Here is a 15762-nt window from a genome sequence, read left to right on the forward strand (position 1 = left end):
GTTTCCTCCCGCGCTTAGCCAACGACCAGATTCAGCAGTTTACCCGGTACGTAGATCACTTTACGTACGGTAACGCCCTCAAGATATTTAGCGACCAGTGGTTCCTGGCCCGCGCGCTCGCGAACCTGTTCTTCGGTTGCATCGACCGCCACGGTAATTTTACCGCGGACTTTGCCGTTCACCTGGACTACGACCAGCGTGGTGTTTTCCACCATCGCGGCTTCGTCAGCCTGCGGCCACGGCGCGTTGTCGATATCGCCTTCGCCTTTCAGCTCCTGCCACAGGGTAAAGCTAACGTGCGGCGTGAACGGGTTCAGCATGCGAACGACGGCCAGCAGTGCTTCACGCATTAAGGCACGATCCTGCTCGCCGTCCTGCGGGGCTTTCGCCAGCTTGTTCATCAGTTCCATAATAGCCGCAATTGCGGTATTGAAGGTCTGACGACGACCAATATCATCGGTCACTTTCGCAATCGTTTTATGAACATCGCGACGCAGCGCCTGCTGATCTTCAGTCAGGGCGGCGGCGTTCAGCGCCGGGGCATCGCCCAGTGAGGTGTGCTCGTAAACCAGCTTCCAGACGCGTTTCAGGAAGCGGTTTGCGCCTTCTACGCCAGACTCCTGCCACTCCAGCGTCATGTCTGCCGGAGATGCAAACATCATGAACAGACGCACGGTATCCGCACCGTAACGCTCAACCATCACCTGCGGGTCGATACCGTTGTTTTTCGACTTAGACATCTTGCTCATGCCGGTGTAGACCAGCTCATGACCTTCGGCGTCTTTGGCCTTCACGATACGGCCCTTCTCGTCGCGTTCAACGATCGCGTCAACCGGAGAAACCCAGTTACGCTCGCCGTTTGCACCGACGTAATAGAAGGCGTCCGCCAGCACCATGCCCTGGCACAGCAGCTGTTTTGCAGGTTCGTCAGAGTTCACCATGCCCGCATCGCGCATCAGCTTGTGGAAGAAGCGGAAGTAGAGCAGGTGCATGATGGCGTGTTCGATACCACCGATGTAGATATCTACCGGCAGCCAGTAGTTCGCCGCGTTGGAATCCAGCATGCCATCCTGATACTGCGGGCAGGTGTAGCGAGCATAGTACCAGGATGACTCCATAAAGGTGTCAAAGGTGTCGGTTTCGCGCAGCGCAGGCTGGCCGTTGACGGTGGTTTTAGCCCACTCAGGATCGGCTTTGATCGGGCTGGTGATGCCGTCCATAACGACGTCTTCCGGCAGGATCACCGGCAACTGATCTTCTGGCGTTGGCATCACGGTGCCATCTTCCAGCGTCACCATTGGAATTGGCGCACCCCAATAACGCTGACGGGAAACACCCCAGTCGCGCAGACGGAAGTTAACTTTACGTTCGCCCACGCCAAGGGAGGCCAGCTTGTCGGCGATGGCGTTGAAGCCCTCTTCGAAGCTCAGACCACTGAACTCGCCGGAGTTGAACAAGGTCCCTTTTTCGGTCAGCGCGTGTTCGGACAGGTCTGGTTCAGAACCGTCAGCTGCCAGGATAACAGGCTTGATGGTCAGGCCATATTTGGTGGCAAATTCGTAGTCGCGCTGGTCGTGACCCGGAACGGCCATCACGGCGCCCGTGCCGTATTCCATCAGTACGAAGTTGGCGGCCCAGACAGGGATCGCTTCGCCCGTCAGCGGGTGAATGGCTTTAAAGCCGGTATCAACGCCTTTTTTCTCCATCGTTGCCATATCGGCTTCGGCCACTTTGGTGTTGCGGCATTCGTCGATGAAGGTAGCCAGTTCCGGATTGTTTTCTGCCGCTTTCTGCGCCAGCGGGTGACCTGCGGCCACGGCCAGGTAGGTCGCGCCCATGAAGGTGTCCGGACGGGTGGTGTAGACGGTCAGGGTCTGGTCGTAGTTCTCAACGTTGAAGGTGATTTCCACGCCTTCGGAACGGCCGATCCAGTTGCGCTGCATGGTCTTAACGGTATCTGGCCAGTGGTCCAGATTATCCAGATCGTTCAGCAGCTCATCAGCATAAGCGGTGATTTTGATAAACCACTGCGGGATCTCTTTACGCTCTACTTTGGTGTCACAGCGCCAGCAGCAGCCATCGATAACCTGTTCGTTCGCGAGAACGGTCTGGTCATTCGGGCACCAGTTAACGGCAGAGGTCTTCTTGTACACCAGGCCTTTTTTGTACAGCTCGGTGAAGAACTTCTGTTCCCAGCGGTAGTATTCCGGGGTACAGGTTGCCAGCTCGCGGCTCCAGTCATAGCCGAAGCCCAGCATTTTGAGCTGGTTTTTCATGTACGCGATGTTGTCATACGTCCACGGTGCCGGCGCCGTATTATTTTTTACCGCCGCGCCTTCCGCAGGCAGACCGAACGCATCCCAACCGATGGGTTGCAGAACGTTTTTACCCAGCATGCGCTGGTAACGCGCAATCACATCACCGATGGTGTAGTTACGCACGTGGCCCATGTGTAGTCGACCAGAAGGATAGGGAAGCATCGACAGGCAGTAATACTTCTCTTTGCTCTCGTCTTCGGTTACTTCAAAGGTGCGCTTCTCGTCCCAGTGTTGCTGGACTTTTGATTCTATCTCTTCCGGGCGGTATTGCTCTTGCATGGCAGCCAGTGGTCCTGTTTTCAATACAGCTACAAATGTAGCCAATGGATGTGGTAATTCAGATCCGCATAGCTTAGCCCAAACGCCCGCGTCAAAACAGCCTTTCGCACAAATGCGCTTTGCAGGAATTTACCGGGTCTGTGCTTCACCTGACAAAGCGGCGATGAAATAAGGTCTATTATTAGAAATAGTTACTTACCCGGGAGGCAAAATGATGAACAAGGTTGCTCAATTTTACCGCGAACTGGTGGCGACACTGACGGAACGGCTGCGTAACGGCGAGCGCGATATCGATGCGCTGGTGGAGCAGGCGCGTGCCCGCGTGTCGCAAACGGGTGAGTTAACGCGAACCGAAGTGGAAGAGGTGACGCGTGCTGTGCGTCGCGATCTGGAAGAGTTCGCGCGCAGCTACCAGGAGAGCCAGGAGGAGGTCACGGACAGCGTTTTCATGCGGGTGATCAAAGAGAGCCTGTGGCAGGAGCTGGCCGATATCACGGATAAAACTCAGCTGGAGTGGCGTGAAGTCTTTCAGGATTTGAACCACCACGGTGTGTACCACAGCGGTGAGGTGGTCGGGCTGGGAAATCTGGTGTGCGAGAATTGCCACCATCATATTGCGGTGTATACGCCCGAGGTCCTGTCGCTGTGTCCGAAATGCGGCCACGATCAGTTCCAGCGTCGTCCGTTTGAGCCCTAGGTAAAAGCGCAGGTTTGCGCCCTCTCCCCGTGGGAGAGGGCATCAGGCCGCACAAGGTAAAAGCAAAACGGCAACCATGTTGCCGTTTTTAGTGTGTGCTCCCTTTCCCCGTGGGAGAGGGCCGGGGTGAGGGCATCAGGCCGCACTATAGTAAGCCAGCCTCTCCGCCAGCAAATCCACAAACGCCTCACGGTCAATATCCACCATCACCGTGGTATTCGGCTTATTTCCCGTCAGCGAGTAGTAGTCCACCACCGTCATCCCCTGGGTGTATTTCCCCTGAGTTTCGACGCCAACCCACCTGTGGACGGTGGTAAACATCTCCGGCTTTAATAGCCAGGCAATGGTGCATGGATCGTGCAGCGGCGCGCCGTGGAATCCCCATTTCTCGGCTTTGTGATACTCCATAAAGAAGTCGAGCAGCTCAGCCACGGTTGTCGCGACCGGATTACCAACGGAACGGAAGCGCTCAATGTCGTCAGCCATAATCTGCGCGCGATGGGTCACGTCCAGCCCCGCCATCACGACGGGCAAACCGGACTGGAAGACGATCTCCGCCGCTTCCGGGTCGACAAAAATGTTGAACTCTGCGGACGGCGTCCAGTTTCCCAGACCCATGGCCCCGCCCATGATGACGATACGGGCGATTTTGCTGTGCAGTTCAGGGTGGCTGTTCAGCAGCAGCGCTACGTTGGTTTGCGGCCCGGTAGCCACCAGCGTCACGGGTTCCGCGCTCTCGCGCAGCACCTTCGCCATCAGCTCCACTGCGGTGCAGTTTTGCGGCGTGAAGCCCGGCTCAGGCAGCGCCGGACCGTCCAGCCCGCTTTCACCATGCACGTTATCCGCGATAATTAATTCACGCATCAGGGGCTTGAGGGCGCCACCGGCGACGGGAATATCGGTGCGCCCGAGCAGCGTCAGCATGCGCAAAACGTTACGCAGGGTTTTATCCGGCGTCTGGTTTCCGGCGGAAGAGGTGACGGCTTTGACGTCGAGTTCAGGGGAGGCAAGTGCAAGAACGAGCGCGATCGCGTCATCATGACCCGGATCGCAATCGAAAATGATGGGTTGTGCCATAGCGTTCTCCATTCATAGCGTTATTTTGTGACAAGGTTAACGCTGCAATGTGACGTCGAATAGATAAAGAGAGCTAAAGCGTGAAGCAGTGCGCAATCCGCAGATTGCGCACCGAGAAGATTAGTGCAGGATTTTGGCGAGGAAATCTTTCGCACGTTCGGATTTCGGGTTGGCGAAGAACTCCTCTTTCGGGGAATCTTCGACAATTTTCCCTTCGTCCATAAAGATCACGCGGTTGGCCACCTTACGGGCGAAGCCCATTTCGTGGGTCACCACCATCATGGTCATCCCTTCGTGCGCCAGTTCGACCATCACGTCCAGCACTTCGTTGATCATCTCCGGGTCGAGCGCCGACGTTGGCTCATCAAACAGCATGGCAACCGGATCCATGCACAGCGCGCGGGCGATCGCCACACGCTGCTGTTGGCCGCCGGAAAGCTGCGCCGGGAACTTATCGGCATGCGCAGAGAGGCCAACGCGTTCCAGGAGCTTCAGGCCTTTCTCGCGCGACGCTTTTTTATCACGCTTGAGCACTTTCACCTGGGCCAGCGTCAGGTTCTCAATAATGGAGAGGTGAGGGAACAGCTCAAAATGCTGGAACACCATGCCAACGTGAGAGCGAAGCTGGGCAAGATTGGTTTTCTTGTCGTTGACTTTGGTACCGTTGACGACGATCTCGCCCTGCTGGACCGGCTCCAGACCATTGACGGTTTTGATCAGCGTCGATTTACCGGAACCGGACGGTCCGCACACCACTACCACGTCGCCTTTTTTCACTTCGGTGGAGCAGTCGGTCAGCACCTGAAAGTGCCCATACCATTTAGAAACATTTTTCAGGGAAATCATTGTACCGTCCTTTTCTTCAGCCAGCTGACCAACAGCGACGCGCTTAAACTAATCACAAAATAGACCGCACCCGCAAAGAGCACCATCTCAACCTGCGTACCATCACGCTCACCGATGGTTGACGCGGTACGGAAGAAGTCTGCCAGGCTCAGCACGTAGACCAGAGAGGTATCCTGGAACAGCACGATCCCCTGGGTCAGCAGGAGCGGAACCATGGCGCGAAACGCCTGCGGCAGAATAATGAGCTGCATGGACTGCCAGTGTGTCATCCCCAGCGCCAGCGCGGCGCTGGATTGCCCGCGGGAGATACTCTGAATGCCCGCACGGATAATCTCCGAGTAGTAAGCGGCCTCAAACATCGAGAACGCCACCATCGCCGAGATCAGACGGATATCGGTTTTCGGCGACAGCCCCAGCACGTTTTGCAGGAAGCCGGGCACGATCAGGTAAAACCACAGCAGCACCATTACCAGCGGGATGGAGCGGAACACGTTAACGTAGGCGGTCGCGAACCAGGCGAGCGGCTTAAAGCTCGACAGGCGCATGACGGCCAGCAGGGTGCCCCAGACGATACCGACAATAATGGCAATGACGGTGATTTTTAAGGTAATCATCAGTCCATCAAGCAGATAAGGCATGGATGGAACGATAGAACTCCAGTCAAATTCGTACATTATTTGCCCCCCATGTTGCCCGGCAGGCGAATTTTGCGTTCAACCAGGTTCATCACCAGCATGATGAAAGCGTTAATCAGAACGTAGGCGAGCGTGATCGCGGTGAAGGATTCCCACGCGTGAGCGGAGTAATCCAGCAGCTTGCCCGCCTGTGCAGCCATATCGACCAGGCCGATGGTTGAGGCGATGGCCGAGTTTTTCACCAGGTTCATCATCTCGGAGGTCATCGGCGGAACGATGACGCGGTAGGCGTTAGGCAGCAGCACGTAGCGGTAGGTTTGTGGCAGGGTTAATCCCATCGCCAGACCCGCATTTTTTTGTCCACGGGGTAATGACTGAATGGCGGCACGCACCTGCTCGCAAACGCGCGCAGCGGTAAACAGCCCCAGACACATCATGGAGGAGACAAAGAACTGCACATTCGGATCCAGTTCCGACTTGAACCACATGCCAATATTTTCCGGCAGCAGTTCCGGGATAACCAGATACCAGGTAAAGAATTGCACGATCAGCGGAACGTTACGGAACAGTTCCACATAGAGGGTGCCAAGCGTTGAAAGAAAACGGTTAGGGACGGTGCGCAGAATACCGAACAAAGAACCGACAAGAAACGCGATGATCCACGCCGTTATCGATAATGCCACGGTGACCTGAAAGCCGCTCCACAGCCAGCCAAGATAGGTGGTGTTGCCGAACGGGGCTTGTTGCAGAAATATGCCCCAGTTCCAGTCGATTGACATAATAAACTCCAGAAAAAAAAGGGTAGCAGCGCTACCCTCGAAGATTGGTGAGAAGCTCATTTTTCGCGCTGAGTGGGGAACGACCACTCAACGTATAGTCTGTCCATGCTTCCCGACAATCGAGAGGGCAGGAGATCCCGCCCCTGTTGTTCTAATTAGTTAAGAGCCTTGTCATTTGGAGATTTGAACAGCGCTTTCATGTCGTCAGACAGTTCAAAATTCATGTTCAGGTTTTTTGGTGGAATCGGGTTCTTGAACCATTTGTCGAACCATTTTTCCGCTTCGCCGGAGGTCTGCACCTGAGCGATGGTGTCATCGATCAGCTTTTTGAACTGCGGATCGTCTTTACGCAGCATACAGCCGTAGGCTTCTTTCGACTGCGCGGTGCCGACGATATCCCAGTTGTCAGGTTTCTTCGCTTTCGCACGCTCGCCCGCCAGCAGGGCATCATCCATCATAAACGCGACGGCACGGCCGCTTTCCAGGGTACGGAAGGAGTCGCCATGGTCTTTCGCGCTGATGATGCGCATATCCATTTTCTTCTCGTCGTTCAGCTTGTGCAGCAGCACTTCAGACGTGGTACCGGAGGTGACAACGACCGCTTTGCCTTTCAGGTCAGCGAAGTCTTTAATCTCACCGCCTTTCTTCGTCAGCAGGCGGGTGCCTACAACAAAGATGGTGTCAGAGAAGGCTGCCTGTTTCTGACGCTCGAGGTTGTTGGTGGTGGAGCCACACTCGAAATCAAAGGTGCCGTTTTGCAGCAGTGGAATACGGTTCTGTGAAGTGATTGGGATCAGCTTCACCTGCAGGTCAGGTTTGTTCAGCTTTTTCTTCACGGCTTCAACGATAGCGTTGGAGTAATCCTGTGAATAGCCCACGACTTTTTGCGTGTTGTCGTAGTAAGAGAACGGGACAGAAGATTCACGGTGGCCGACCACGATGACGCCGTTTTTGGCAATCTTGTCGAGAGTGCTGCCTGCTGCTGGCGCATCTTCAGCGTGAACCACGCCTGCAGACATTCCCATAACCAGCATTGCTGTGGCCAGTTTACGTAATTGCATACCCAACTCCTTTCTTATCAGCGCCAGAGACGCATTGATACCCATTGTGATGTTGTTATATCTCGCGCAATGCGAGTGCAGTGTTATGCAAGCTTGTTAACATTTAGTCTGGCTTAATGTAAAGATTTTGCTGCGTTATTGTTTATTTTTGCGAAGCGCGCCGCACCATTCAGAGGCAAATATCTCCCGTTGCACCGTTTCGGTGCTACCGATGATCTACGCTGGTGCGACAAAGTTGCACGTTAAGCCAAACTGCGTTTACCTGAATAAACAAAGCAATAGGCGTGCCAGAATTGAAGTCCGGAGGGAATTGTCGGGTGGCGGCTGCGCCTTACCCGACCTACGGGAACGGAAATGTTGAAGGTAGGCCGGGTAAGGCGTAGCCGCCACCCGGCAACAGAAGGGAAGGTTATTTACGACGCTGGCGCAGGCTCATCAGCACCGCGCCAAAGCCGAACAGCGCGGTCAGGATCCACAGCGGCCAGTTGCCGGTACGGGCGTATGGCGTCAGCCCCGTGGTCGGGGTGACGTGAGTGGTCAGTACCTCACGGGTGAACTGTGGGATCATGGCCTGGATTTCACCCTGCGGACCAATCACGGCGGTGATACCGTTGTTGGTGCTGCGCAGTAACGGACGCGCCAGCTCCAGGGAGCGCATGCGTGCCATCTGGAAGTGCTGCCACGGGCCGATTGACTTACCAAACCAGGCATCGTTAGAGATGGTCAGCAGATAGTCCGTATCCGGACGGAAGTTATCGCGCACCTGCTCGCCGAGGATGATTTCGTAGCAGATGGCCGCCGTCAGGGCAACGCCGTGCGCGTGCAGCTGAGGCTGAACGTACGGGCCGCGGCTGAAGGAGGACATCGGCAGATCGAAGAACGGGGCCAGTGGGCGCAGAATCGACTCCAGCGGAACAAATTCACCAAACGGCACCAGGTGGTTCTTGTTGTACCGGTCAGTGGAGTGGTAGCTGTATTCGCTGTCTTTTCCGAGCGTAATGATGGTGTTGTAAGTGTCGTAGCGGTTCTGCTGATTCAGACGCGCATCGACAATCCCGGTGATCAGCGTGCTGCCACGCGAGAGCAGCAGGTCATTCATCATGTTGAGGAACGGCTGCTGGTTGATCTCCAGATCGGGAATGGCAGACTCCGGCCAGATAATCAGCTGCGATTTACCCATCACCTCTTCGGTGGCGTTGGCGTAGATCTTCAGCGTATTCAGCAGCTCTTTCTCGTCCCACTTCATGGACTGCGGGATGTTCCCCTGAACCATGGAAACCTGCATAGCGCGCGCGGGCTCAGGCGTGAACCACTGGATATAGCGCAGCGGGAAGGGAAGAGCGAACAGCACCAGCGCCACAGCCAGCGGCTTCCAGCCACGTGAGACCAGCGCTAATACCAACAGGCCGCTGACCACCATGAGCAGGAAGTTAATGGCCTCAACGCCCATGACCGGCGCCAGGCCTTTGAGCGGGCCGTCAATCTGACTGTAGCCGAACTGCAGCCACGGGAAGCCGGTCAGCACCCAGCCGCGCAGGAATTCCGTGACTTGCCAGACCACCGGTGCGGCAATGGCGACGCGCAGCCAGCTGGTTTTGGGCCACAGGCGAGAAAGGATGCCGGCGAACAGACCGGTATAAAGCGAGAGATAGGCGGCGAGCAGTACCACCAGGAAGACGTTAACCGGGCCCGGCATACCGCCAAACTGGGCGATGCTGACGTAGACCCAGTTAATACCTGAGCCAAACAGCCCCAGTCCCCAGAAGTAGCCGATAGCGGCAGCCTGTACCGGACGACGGTTCAGGGTCAGACCCTGAAGCCCCATCAGGGAGAGTATGGCCGCAGGCCAGATATCGTAAGGAGAAAAAGCCAGCGTACCGCTGGCTCCGAGTAACAGCGCCAGCAGCAAACGGACGCGCTGGCGTTCAAGCAATGGGGCAAATGCCATTTACATTAATCTTCCAGTTTTGGCACCGGTGAGTCGTCCGGCGTTCTGACGTGAACCTGTATAATACGTCGGCTGTCGGCCATGGCTACTTTGAACTGGTAACCGTCGATGTCAACGGTCTCACCGCGCGCCGGGAGATGGCCAAAGGCCTGCATCACCAGCCCGCCAATGGTATCGACCTCTTCGTCGCTGAAGTGGGTCCCGAAGGCGTCGTTGAAGTCCTCGATGGAGGCCAGCGCGCGCACGGTCCAAGTGTGGCGGCTGAGCTGACGGAAGTCGATATCCTCTTCTTCGTCGTACTCATCTTCGATTTCGCCCACGATCAGCTCAAGGATATCCTCGATCGTGACCAGACCGGAGACGCCACCAAATTCATCAATAACAATCGCCATGTGGTAACGCTGAGAGCGAAACTCTTTCAGCATCCGATCCACACGTTTACTTTCCGGCACAACCACGGCTTGGCGTAACACTTTTTCCATGCTGAAGGCTTCGGCATCGCTGCGCATAAACGGCAGCAGATCTTTCGCCATCAAAATCCCTTCGATGTGATCTTTATCTTCGCTGATGACCGGGAAACGCGAGTGGGCGGATTCGATGATCACATCGAGGCACTCGTCCAGGGTCTGGTTACGTTTCAGGGTGATCATCTGCGAGCGGGGGATCATGATATCGCGAACGCGCTGGTCGGCGATGTCCATAACCCCTTCGAGCATTTCGCGCGTATCTTCGTCGATAAGGTCGTTCTGCCCGGAATCACGAATCAGCTCCAGCAGTTCATCACGGTTTTTGGGTTCGCCGTGGAAAAGCTGGTTCAGAATGAGGGAGAAGAATCCCTTTTTACTGGTTGTCGTGTCGCTACTGTGTGAATTGTCGTCGCTCATGGCGTTTGTTAAGGGTTCTCTTGTTAGTTCAACGTTTACCGCCACGCGATGTCCTTTCGTGGCGGCGGGTGAGTCAGTCAGGTGACGGACTATTCTTTCTCGGCAATGTACGGATCCTCATAGCCCAGAGCAAGCATTATCTCTGTCTCGAGGGACTCCATCTCTTCCGCTTCGTCGTCTTCGATATGATCGTAGCCGAGCAGATGCAGGCTGCCGTGTACCACCATGTGCGCCCAGTGGGCTTCAAGGGGTTTCTGCTGCTCTTTGGCTTCCTGTTCAACCACCTGACGGCAGATGATCAGATCGCCCAACAGCGGCATCTCGATGCCCGGTGGGGCTTCGAACGGGAAAGAGAGCACGTTGGTCGGCTTATCTTTCCCGCGATAGGTCAGGTTAAGCTCATGGCTTTCTGCTTCATCCACCAGGCGAATCGTGACTTCTGATTCTTCCTGAAACTGCGGGATAACGGCATCCAGCCATTTCTGAAACTGTGCCTCATCTGGCATGCCGGAATTGTCTTCACAGGCCAGCTGTAAATCGAGGATCACCTGACTCATTTCTGTTCTTGCTCCTGCGCTTCGCGCTTACGTTCTGCGGCCAGTTCGGCCTTACGCTTCTGATCCGCCTCTTCCCAGGCTTCATAAGCGTTAACGATACGCGCGACCACCGGGTGGCGTACCACGTCTTCACTGTGGAAGAAGTTAAAGCTGATTTCATCGACCTCGGCCAGCACCTCGATGGCGTGGCGCAGGCCCGATTTGGTGCTGCGCGGCAGGTCAATCTGGGTGACGTCACCGGTAATCACCGCTTTCGAGTTAAAGCCAATACGCGTCAGGAACATCTTCATCTGTTCGATGGTGGTGTTCTGGCTCTCATCGAGAATGATGAACGCATCGTTCAGCGTGCGGCCGCGCATGTAGGCGAGCGGGGCCACTTCGATCACGTTACGCTCAATGAGCTTCTCGACCTTCTCAAAGCCCAGCATTTCGAACAGCGCATCGTATAAAGGACGCAGATACGGATCGACCTTCTGGCTCAGATCGCCTGGCAGGAAGCCCAGTTTTTCACCGGCCTCAACGGCAGGGCGGGTCAGCAGGATACGTCGGATCTCCTGACGCTCCAGCGCATCGACCGCTGCGGCAACGGCAAGATAGGTTTTACCCGTACCCGCCGGCCCCACGCCGAAGGTGATGTCGTGGTCGAGAATATTGGCGATGTACTGCGCCTGGTTTGGCGTACGCGGCTTGATGACGCCACGCTTGGTCTTAATGTTGATCGCCTTGCCATAGTCCGGCACGCTCTCCGCGCTCTGCTCAAGCACGCGCGCCTCTTTAATGGCGAGGTGAATCTGCTCCGGTTCGATATCCTGAATTTCGCCGCGCATGGGGGAGGTGTCGACATACAGGCTACGCAGAATGTCCGCAGCGGCGTTGACGCAGATAGGGCGTCCGGTGAGTTTGAAATGATTATCGCGACGATTGATTTCGATACCCAGACGTCGCTCCAGTTGTTTGATGTTGTCATCAAACGGCCCGCACAGGCTCAGCAGGCGAGCGTTGTCTGCTGGCTCAAGGCTAATTTCACGCGTATCTATGTTCAAACTGTTCCTCTTTGATTGGTTAACTGTTCCGTTGCGACAGGCATAATAAAACGGTCATTACCGAAATTATTCACGCCACAGAATAAAGGCGCAAGCGTTGCGGAAGATATTGGGGGCGATGAGAGGAAATACAAGGCCTGCCAAAAGAGGCAGGCCTGAAGGATTAGGGCTGGTAAATCCCAACGCCAGAATCGTTTTCTTTGCGGGTACGCGAGATCACGGATTGCGGTGACTCTGCGATACGCAGGCCCATTTCGTCTTCGGTGCGGACGACCTTCGCGCGCAGCGAGTTGGTCAGCACTTCGACAATCTCGACGTCCACAAACTTACCGATCATATCCGGGGTGCCTTCAAAGTTCACCACGCGGTTATTTTCCGTACGACCAGAGAGTTCCATAATGCTCTTGCGGGAAGTGCCTTCCACCAGAATGCGCTGAACGGTGCCGAGCATGCGGCGGCTCCAGGCGTTGGCCTGCTGGTTGATACGCTCCTGCAGAATATACAGACGCTGCTTTTTCTCTTCTTCCGGCACATCGTCAACCATATCGGCCGCCGGTGTTCCAGGACGCGCGGAGAAGATGAAGCTGTAGCTGACGTCAAAGTTCACTTCGCCGATGAGCTTCATGGTGCGCTCGAAGTCATCAGCGGTTTCGCCAGGGAAGCCGACGATAAAGTCAGAGCTAATCTGGATATCCGGACGCGCTTCACGCAGCTTGCGGATGGTGGATTTATACTCCAGCACCGTATGCGGGCGGCCCATCAGGTTCAGCACGCGGTCCGAGCCGCACTGGATCGGCAGGTGCAGGAAGCTCACCAGCTCTGGCGTATCGCGATAGACGTCAATAATGTCGTCGGTAAATTCCATCGGATGGCTGGTGGTAAAGCGAATGCGGTCGATGCCGTCAATTGCGGCCACCAGACGCAGCAGCTCGGCAAAGCTGCCGGTCGTGCCGTCATAGTTCTCACCGCGCCAGGCGTTAACGTTCTGGCCCAGCAGGTTCACTTCTCGCACACCCTGCGCGGCAAGCTGCGCGATTTCAAACAGAATGTCATCTGCCGGGCGGCTGACCTCTTCACCACGGGTGTACGGCACCACGCAGTACGTGCAGTATTTGTTGCAGCCTTCCATGATGGAGACGAAGGCGGTCGGGCCATCGGCACGTGGCTCAGGCAGACGGTCAAATTTTTCGATTTCCGGGAAGCTGACGTCAACGACCGGGCTACGGTTACCGCGAACCTGATTGATCATCTCAGGCAGACGGTGCAGGGTCTGAGGGCCAAAGACGATGTCCACATACGGGGCTCTCTGGCGGATCAGCTTGCCTTCCTGCGACGCGACGCAGCCGCCCACGCCGATGATCAGGTCCGGATTTTTTCGTTTAAGAAGTTTCCAGCGGCCTAACACATGAAAGACTTTTTCCTGCGCTTTTTCACGAATTGAACAGGTGTTCAGCAGCAGCACATCGGCTTCTTTCGCATTTTCAGTCAGCTGGTATCCGTGGGTGGTATCCAGCAGATCGGCCATCTTGGATGAATCGTATTCGTTCATCTGACAGCCCCAGGTTTTTATATGGAGTTTTTTAGTCATCGACTTGCTCAGCTCAGGATTGCAAGCCGCGTATTGTAATGCTTTGGTGGGGTTGTGACCAGTATGAAGGTTGTGTGTCTCAGGACCGCAAAAATCCGGTAAACTTAAGGGATTCTCCAATAAGGAAAATTGACCATGACACTCCAACACACCGAAGTTGCCGTTGTCGGCGGCGGTATGGTCGGCGGCGCGCTGGCGCTGGGGCTGGCGCAGCAGGGATTTGAGGTAACGGTAATCGAACAGGCGGCTCCGCCAGCCTACGATCCCGCCAGTAAACCGGATGTGCGCATATCCGCTATCAGCGCGGCGTCCGTCGATCTGCTGCGCGGGCTGGGCGTCTGGGAGACGGTGCTGGCGATGCGCGCTCATCCTTACAGCCGTCTTGAAACCTGGGAATGGGAAAATGCCCACGTCGCGTTTGATGCCGCGGAGCTGAAGCTGCCGCGCCTGGGCTATATGGTGGAAAACAACGTGCTCCAGCTGGCGCTCTGGCAGGCGCTGGAGGCGCACCCGAAGGTGACGCTGCGCGTTCCTGCGTCGCTTAAGGCGCTGCATCCTCACGAGAGCGGCTATCTACTGACGCTCGACAGCGGCGATGAGCTGTCCGTGAAGCTGGTCATCGGGGCGGATGGCGCTAACTCGCAGGTCAGACAGATGGCGGGGATCGGGGTTCATGCCTGGCAGTATGAACAGTCCTGTATGCTAATTACCGCCAGGTGCGAGAATGCGCCGGGTGAAAGCACCTGGCAGCACTTTACGCCGAACGGCCCGCACGCCTTTTTACCGCTCTTCGATAACTGGGCGTCGCTGGTGTGGTACGACAAACCGGCGCGCATTCGCCAGCTGCAGGGAATGAACATGGAACAGCTGCAGCGCGAAATTCTGCTGCACTTCCCGAGCCGTCTGGGACACGTCACGCCGGTCGCCGCCGGGGCGTTCCCGCTCACGCGCCGTCATGCGTTGCAGTATGCCCGCGAAGGCTTAGCGCTGGTGGGGGATGCGGCACACACCATTCATCCGCTGGCCGGGCAGGGCGTGAACCTGGGATATCGTGACGTCGATGCCTTACTGGATGTGCTGGGCAGCGCCCGCGGACACGCGGAAAACTGGGCCAGCCATCAGGTGCTGAAGCGTTATCAGACGCGGCGTATGGCGGATAACTTCCTCATGCAGTCGGGAATGGATCTGTTCTATGCCGGGTTTAGCAATGACGTAGCCCCGGTGCGTATTCTACGTAACATAGGCCTGATGGCAGCGGAACGCGCCGGTGGCCTGAAGCGTCAGGCCCTGAGGTACGCCCTCGGACTTTAATCTTTGCTCCGACTTTTCCCTCGCCCCTTTGGGGAGAGGGTTAGGGTGAGGGGGAATCAGGTCGCACAATTTTGTACAAAAACAAAAAAGCCCGCAGAGCGGGCTTTTTTGTTACTAAGTGGCTGGGGTGCAGGGATTCGAACCCCGGAATGCTGGTATCAGAAACCAGAGCCTTACCGCTTGGCGACACCCCAATTGCGTTAAACAAGCTGCTTAACGACTTTTTAAATTGGCTGGGGTACGAGGATTCGAACCTCGGAATGCCGGAATCAGAATCCGGTGCCTTACCGCTTGGCGATACCCCAACAATTTTTTTTCATTACCGAACAACATCGATAATCTAAATTTGGTGGCTACGACGGGATTCGAACCTGTGACCCCATCATTATGAGTGATGTGCTCTAACCAACTGAGCTACGTAGCCAGTACTGCAATCTTCGATGGCTGGGGTACCTGGATTCGAACCAGGGAATGCCGGTATCAAAAACCGGTGCCTTACCGCTTGGCGATACCCCAATACCGCGGAGAACCGCAAAATCGAAGAAATATGGCTGGGGTACCTGGATTCGAACCAGGGAATGCCGGTATCAAAAACCGGTGCCTTACCGCTTGGCGATACCCCATCCGTGCAACGCTTACCCGGGAATGGTGCGGGAGGCGAGACTTGAACTCGCACACCTTGCGGCGCCAGAACCTAAATCTGGTGCGTCTACCAATTTCGCCACTCCCGCAAAAAAGA

13 protein-coding genes and 6 tRNA genes are annotated in these 15762 nt (G+C 55.9%); 2 read left to right on the forward strand and 17 right to left on the reverse strand.

Going from position 1 to position 15762, the window contains the following annotated elements; translation table 11 throughout:
• Positions 1 to 14: 14 nt before the first annotated feature.
• A complete protein-coding gene (gene leuS, locus KGP25_RS06505; RefSeq protein WP_045909589.1) occupies positions 15 to 2597 on the reverse strand; it encodes a leucine--tRNA ligase in 2583 nt (860 codons plus the stop codon).
• Between the two features lie 214 nt (positions 2598 to 2811).
• Here leuS and KGP25_RS06510 point away from each other — a divergent pair, with 214 nt between their 5' ends.
• A complete protein-coding gene (locus KGP25_RS06510) occupies positions 2812 to 3294 on the forward strand; it encodes a zinc ribbon-containing protein (RefSeq protein WP_023617134.1) in 483 nt (160 codons plus the stop codon).
• 135 nt (positions 3295 to 3429) lie between these two features.
• On the opposite strand, the gene rihA is transcribed toward KGP25_RS06510, so the two are convergent.
• The 10 genes from rihA to miaB all read right to left on the reverse strand — a co-directional run bounded on the left by rihA (position 3430) and on the right by miaB (position 13712).
• A complete protein-coding gene (gene rihA, locus KGP25_RS06515; protein ID WP_126534597.1) occupies positions 3430 to 4371 on the reverse strand; it encodes a pyrimidine-specific ribonucleoside hydrolase RihA in 942 nt (313 codons plus the stop codon).
• 120 nt (positions 4372 to 4491) lie between these two features.
• On the reverse strand, positions 4492 to 5217 hold the full coding sequence (locus tag KGP25_RS06520; RefSeq protein WP_014883001.1) for an amino acid ABC transporter ATP-binding protein: 726 nt from the start codon (positions 5215 to 5217) through the stop codon (positions 4492 to 4494).
• Positions 5214 to 5891 carry a glutamate/aspartate ABC transporter permease GltK gene (gltK, locus tag KGP25_RS06525; protein ID WP_008501047.1) on the reverse strand — a complete coding sequence of 226 codons (678 nt, stop codon included), beginning with the start codon at positions 5889 to 5891 and terminating at the stop codon, positions 5214 to 5216. Before gltK ends, KGP25_RS06520 begins: the two co-directional genes overlap by 4 nt.
• Positions 5891 to 6631 (reverse strand): glutamate/aspartate ABC transporter permease GltJ, encoded by a 741-nt coding sequence (gene gltJ, locus KGP25_RS06530; protein ID WP_008501048.1) that lies wholly within the window; start codon positions 6629 to 6631, stop codon positions 5891 to 5893. The genes gltK and gltJ overlap by 1 nt, the downstream gene beginning before the upstream one ends.
• Positions 6632 to 6786: 155 nt before the next feature.
• Positions 6787 to 7692, reverse strand: coding sequence for an amino acid ABC transporter substrate-binding protein (locus KGP25_RS06535; protein WP_008501049.1), 906 nt, complete (start codon positions 7690 to 7692; stop codon positions 6787 to 6789).
• Between the two features lie 409 nt (positions 7693 to 8101).
• A complete protein-coding gene (lnt, locus tag KGP25_RS06540) occupies positions 8102 to 9640 on the reverse strand; it encodes an apolipoprotein N-acyltransferase (protein ID WP_223540145.1) in 1539 nt (512 codons plus the stop codon).
• Positions 9641 to 9645: 5 nt separating this feature from the next.
• Positions 9646 to 10524, reverse strand: coding sequence for a CNNM family magnesium/cobalt transport protein CorC (gene corC, locus KGP25_RS06545; protein ID WP_021242574.1), 879 nt, complete (start codon positions 10522 to 10524; stop codon positions 9646 to 9648).
• 89 nt (positions 10525 to 10613) lie between these two features.
• Positions 10614 to 11081 (reverse strand): rRNA maturation RNase YbeY, encoded by a 468-nt coding sequence (gene ybeY / locus KGP25_RS06550; RefSeq protein WP_008501052.1) that lies wholly within the window; start codon positions 11079 to 11081, stop codon positions 10614 to 10616.
• Entirely contained in the window at positions 11078 to 12124 is a 1047-nt protein-coding gene (locus tag KGP25_RS06555; protein WP_008501053.1) for a PhoH family protein, read from the reverse strand. Before KGP25_RS06555 ends, ybeY begins: the two co-directional genes overlap by 4 nt.
• Positions 12125 to 12287: 163 nt before the next feature.
• Positions 12288 to 13712 carry a tRNA (N6-isopentenyl adenosine(37)-C2)-methylthiotransferase MiaB gene (gene miaB, locus KGP25_RS06560; RefSeq protein ID WP_045909585.1) on the reverse strand — a complete coding sequence of 475 codons (1425 nt, stop codon included), beginning with the start codon at positions 13710 to 13712 and terminating at the stop codon, positions 12288 to 12290.
• A 135-nt stretch (positions 13713 to 13847) separates the two neighbouring features.
• On the opposite strand from miaB, the gene ubiF reads away from it, so the two are divergent.
• Positions 13848 to 15023: a 3-demethoxyubiquinol 3-hydroxylase gene (gene ubiF / locus KGP25_RS06565; protein ID WP_223540146.1), complete on the forward strand. Its 1176-nt coding sequence runs from the start codon at positions 13848 to 13850 to the stop codon at positions 15021 to 15023.
• 119 nt (positions 15024 to 15142) lie between these two features.
• On the opposite strand, the gene KGP25_RS06570 is transcribed toward ubiF, so the two are convergent.
• The 6 genes from KGP25_RS06570 to KGP25_RS06595 all read right to left on the reverse strand — a co-directional run bounded on the left by KGP25_RS06570 (position 15143) and on the right by KGP25_RS06595 (position 15754).
• Positions 15143 to 15217 (reverse strand) — tRNA-Gln (locus KGP25_RS06570).
• A gap of 36 nt (positions 15218 to 15253) precedes the next feature.
• A tRNA-Gln gene (locus KGP25_RS06575) sits at positions 15254 to 15328 on the reverse strand.
• 42 nt (positions 15329 to 15370) lie between these two features.
• A tRNA-Met gene (locus KGP25_RS06580) sits at positions 15371 to 15447 on the reverse strand.
• A gap of 17 nt (positions 15448 to 15464) precedes the next feature.
• Positions 15465 to 15539, reverse strand: a tRNA-Gln gene (locus KGP25_RS06585).
• Positions 15540 to 15571: 32 nt separating this feature from the next.
• Positions 15572 to 15646 (reverse strand) — tRNA-Gln (locus KGP25_RS06590).
• 23 nt (positions 15647 to 15669) lie between these two features.
• A tRNA-Leu gene (locus tag KGP25_RS06595) sits at positions 15670 to 15754 on the reverse strand.
• Between the last annotated feature and the right edge of the window lie 8 nt (positions 15755 to 15762).

It is taken from the genome of Enterobacter sp. JBIWA003 (assembly GCF_019968825.1).
GTDB classification, from domain to species: Bacteria; Pseudomonadota; Gammaproteobacteria; order Enterobacterales; family Enterobacteriaceae; genus Enterobacter; species Enterobacter quasiroggenkampii.

Bases quoted from the DNA above. Each gene is read 5' to 3' on its own strand.
- ubiF (WP_223540146.1), top strand. From the start codon at position 13,848: ATGACACTCCAACACACCGAAGTTGCCGTTGTCGGCGGCGGTATGGTC.
- leuS (WP_045909589.1), bottom strand. From the start codon at position 2,597: ATGCAAGAGCAATACCGCCCGGAAGAGATAGAATCAAAAGTCCAGCAA.
- lnt (WP_223540145.1), bottom strand. From the start codon at position 9,640: ATGGCATTTGCCCCATTGCTTGAACGCCAGCGCGTCCGTTTGCTGCTG.
- KGP25_RS06520 (WP_014883001.1), bottom strand. From the start codon at position 5,217: ATGATTTCCCTGAAAAATGTTTCTAAATGGTATGGGCACTTTCAGGTG.
- rihA (WP_126534597.1), bottom strand. From the start codon at position 4,371: ATGGCACAACCCATCATTTTCGATTGCGATCCGGGTCATGATGACGCG.
- KGP25_RS06510 (WP_023617134.1), top strand. From the start codon at position 2,812: ATGAACAAGGTTGCTCAATTTTACCGCGAACTGGTGGCGACACTGACG.
- miaB (WP_045909585.1), bottom strand. From the start codon at position 13,712: ATGACTAAAAAACTCCATATAAAAACCTGGGGCTGTCAGATGAACGAA.
- gltK (WP_008501047.1), bottom strand. From the start codon at position 5,891: ATGTACGAATTTGACTGGAGTTCTATCGTTCCATCCATGCCTTATCTG.
- ybeY (WP_008501052.1), bottom strand. From the start codon at position 11,081: ATGAGTCAGGTGATCCTCGATTTACAGCTGGCCTGTGAAGACAATTCC.
- gltJ (WP_008501048.1), bottom strand. From the start codon at position 6,631: ATGTCAATCGACTGGAACTGGGGCATATTTCTGCAACAAGCCCCGTTC.
- corC (WP_021242574.1), bottom strand. From the start codon at position 10,524: ATGAGCGACGACAATTCACACAGTAGCGACACGACAACCAGTAAAAAG.
- KGP25_RS06535 (WP_008501049.1), bottom strand. From the start codon at position 7,692: ATGCAATTACGTAAACTGGCCACAGCAATGCTGGTTATGGGAATGTCT.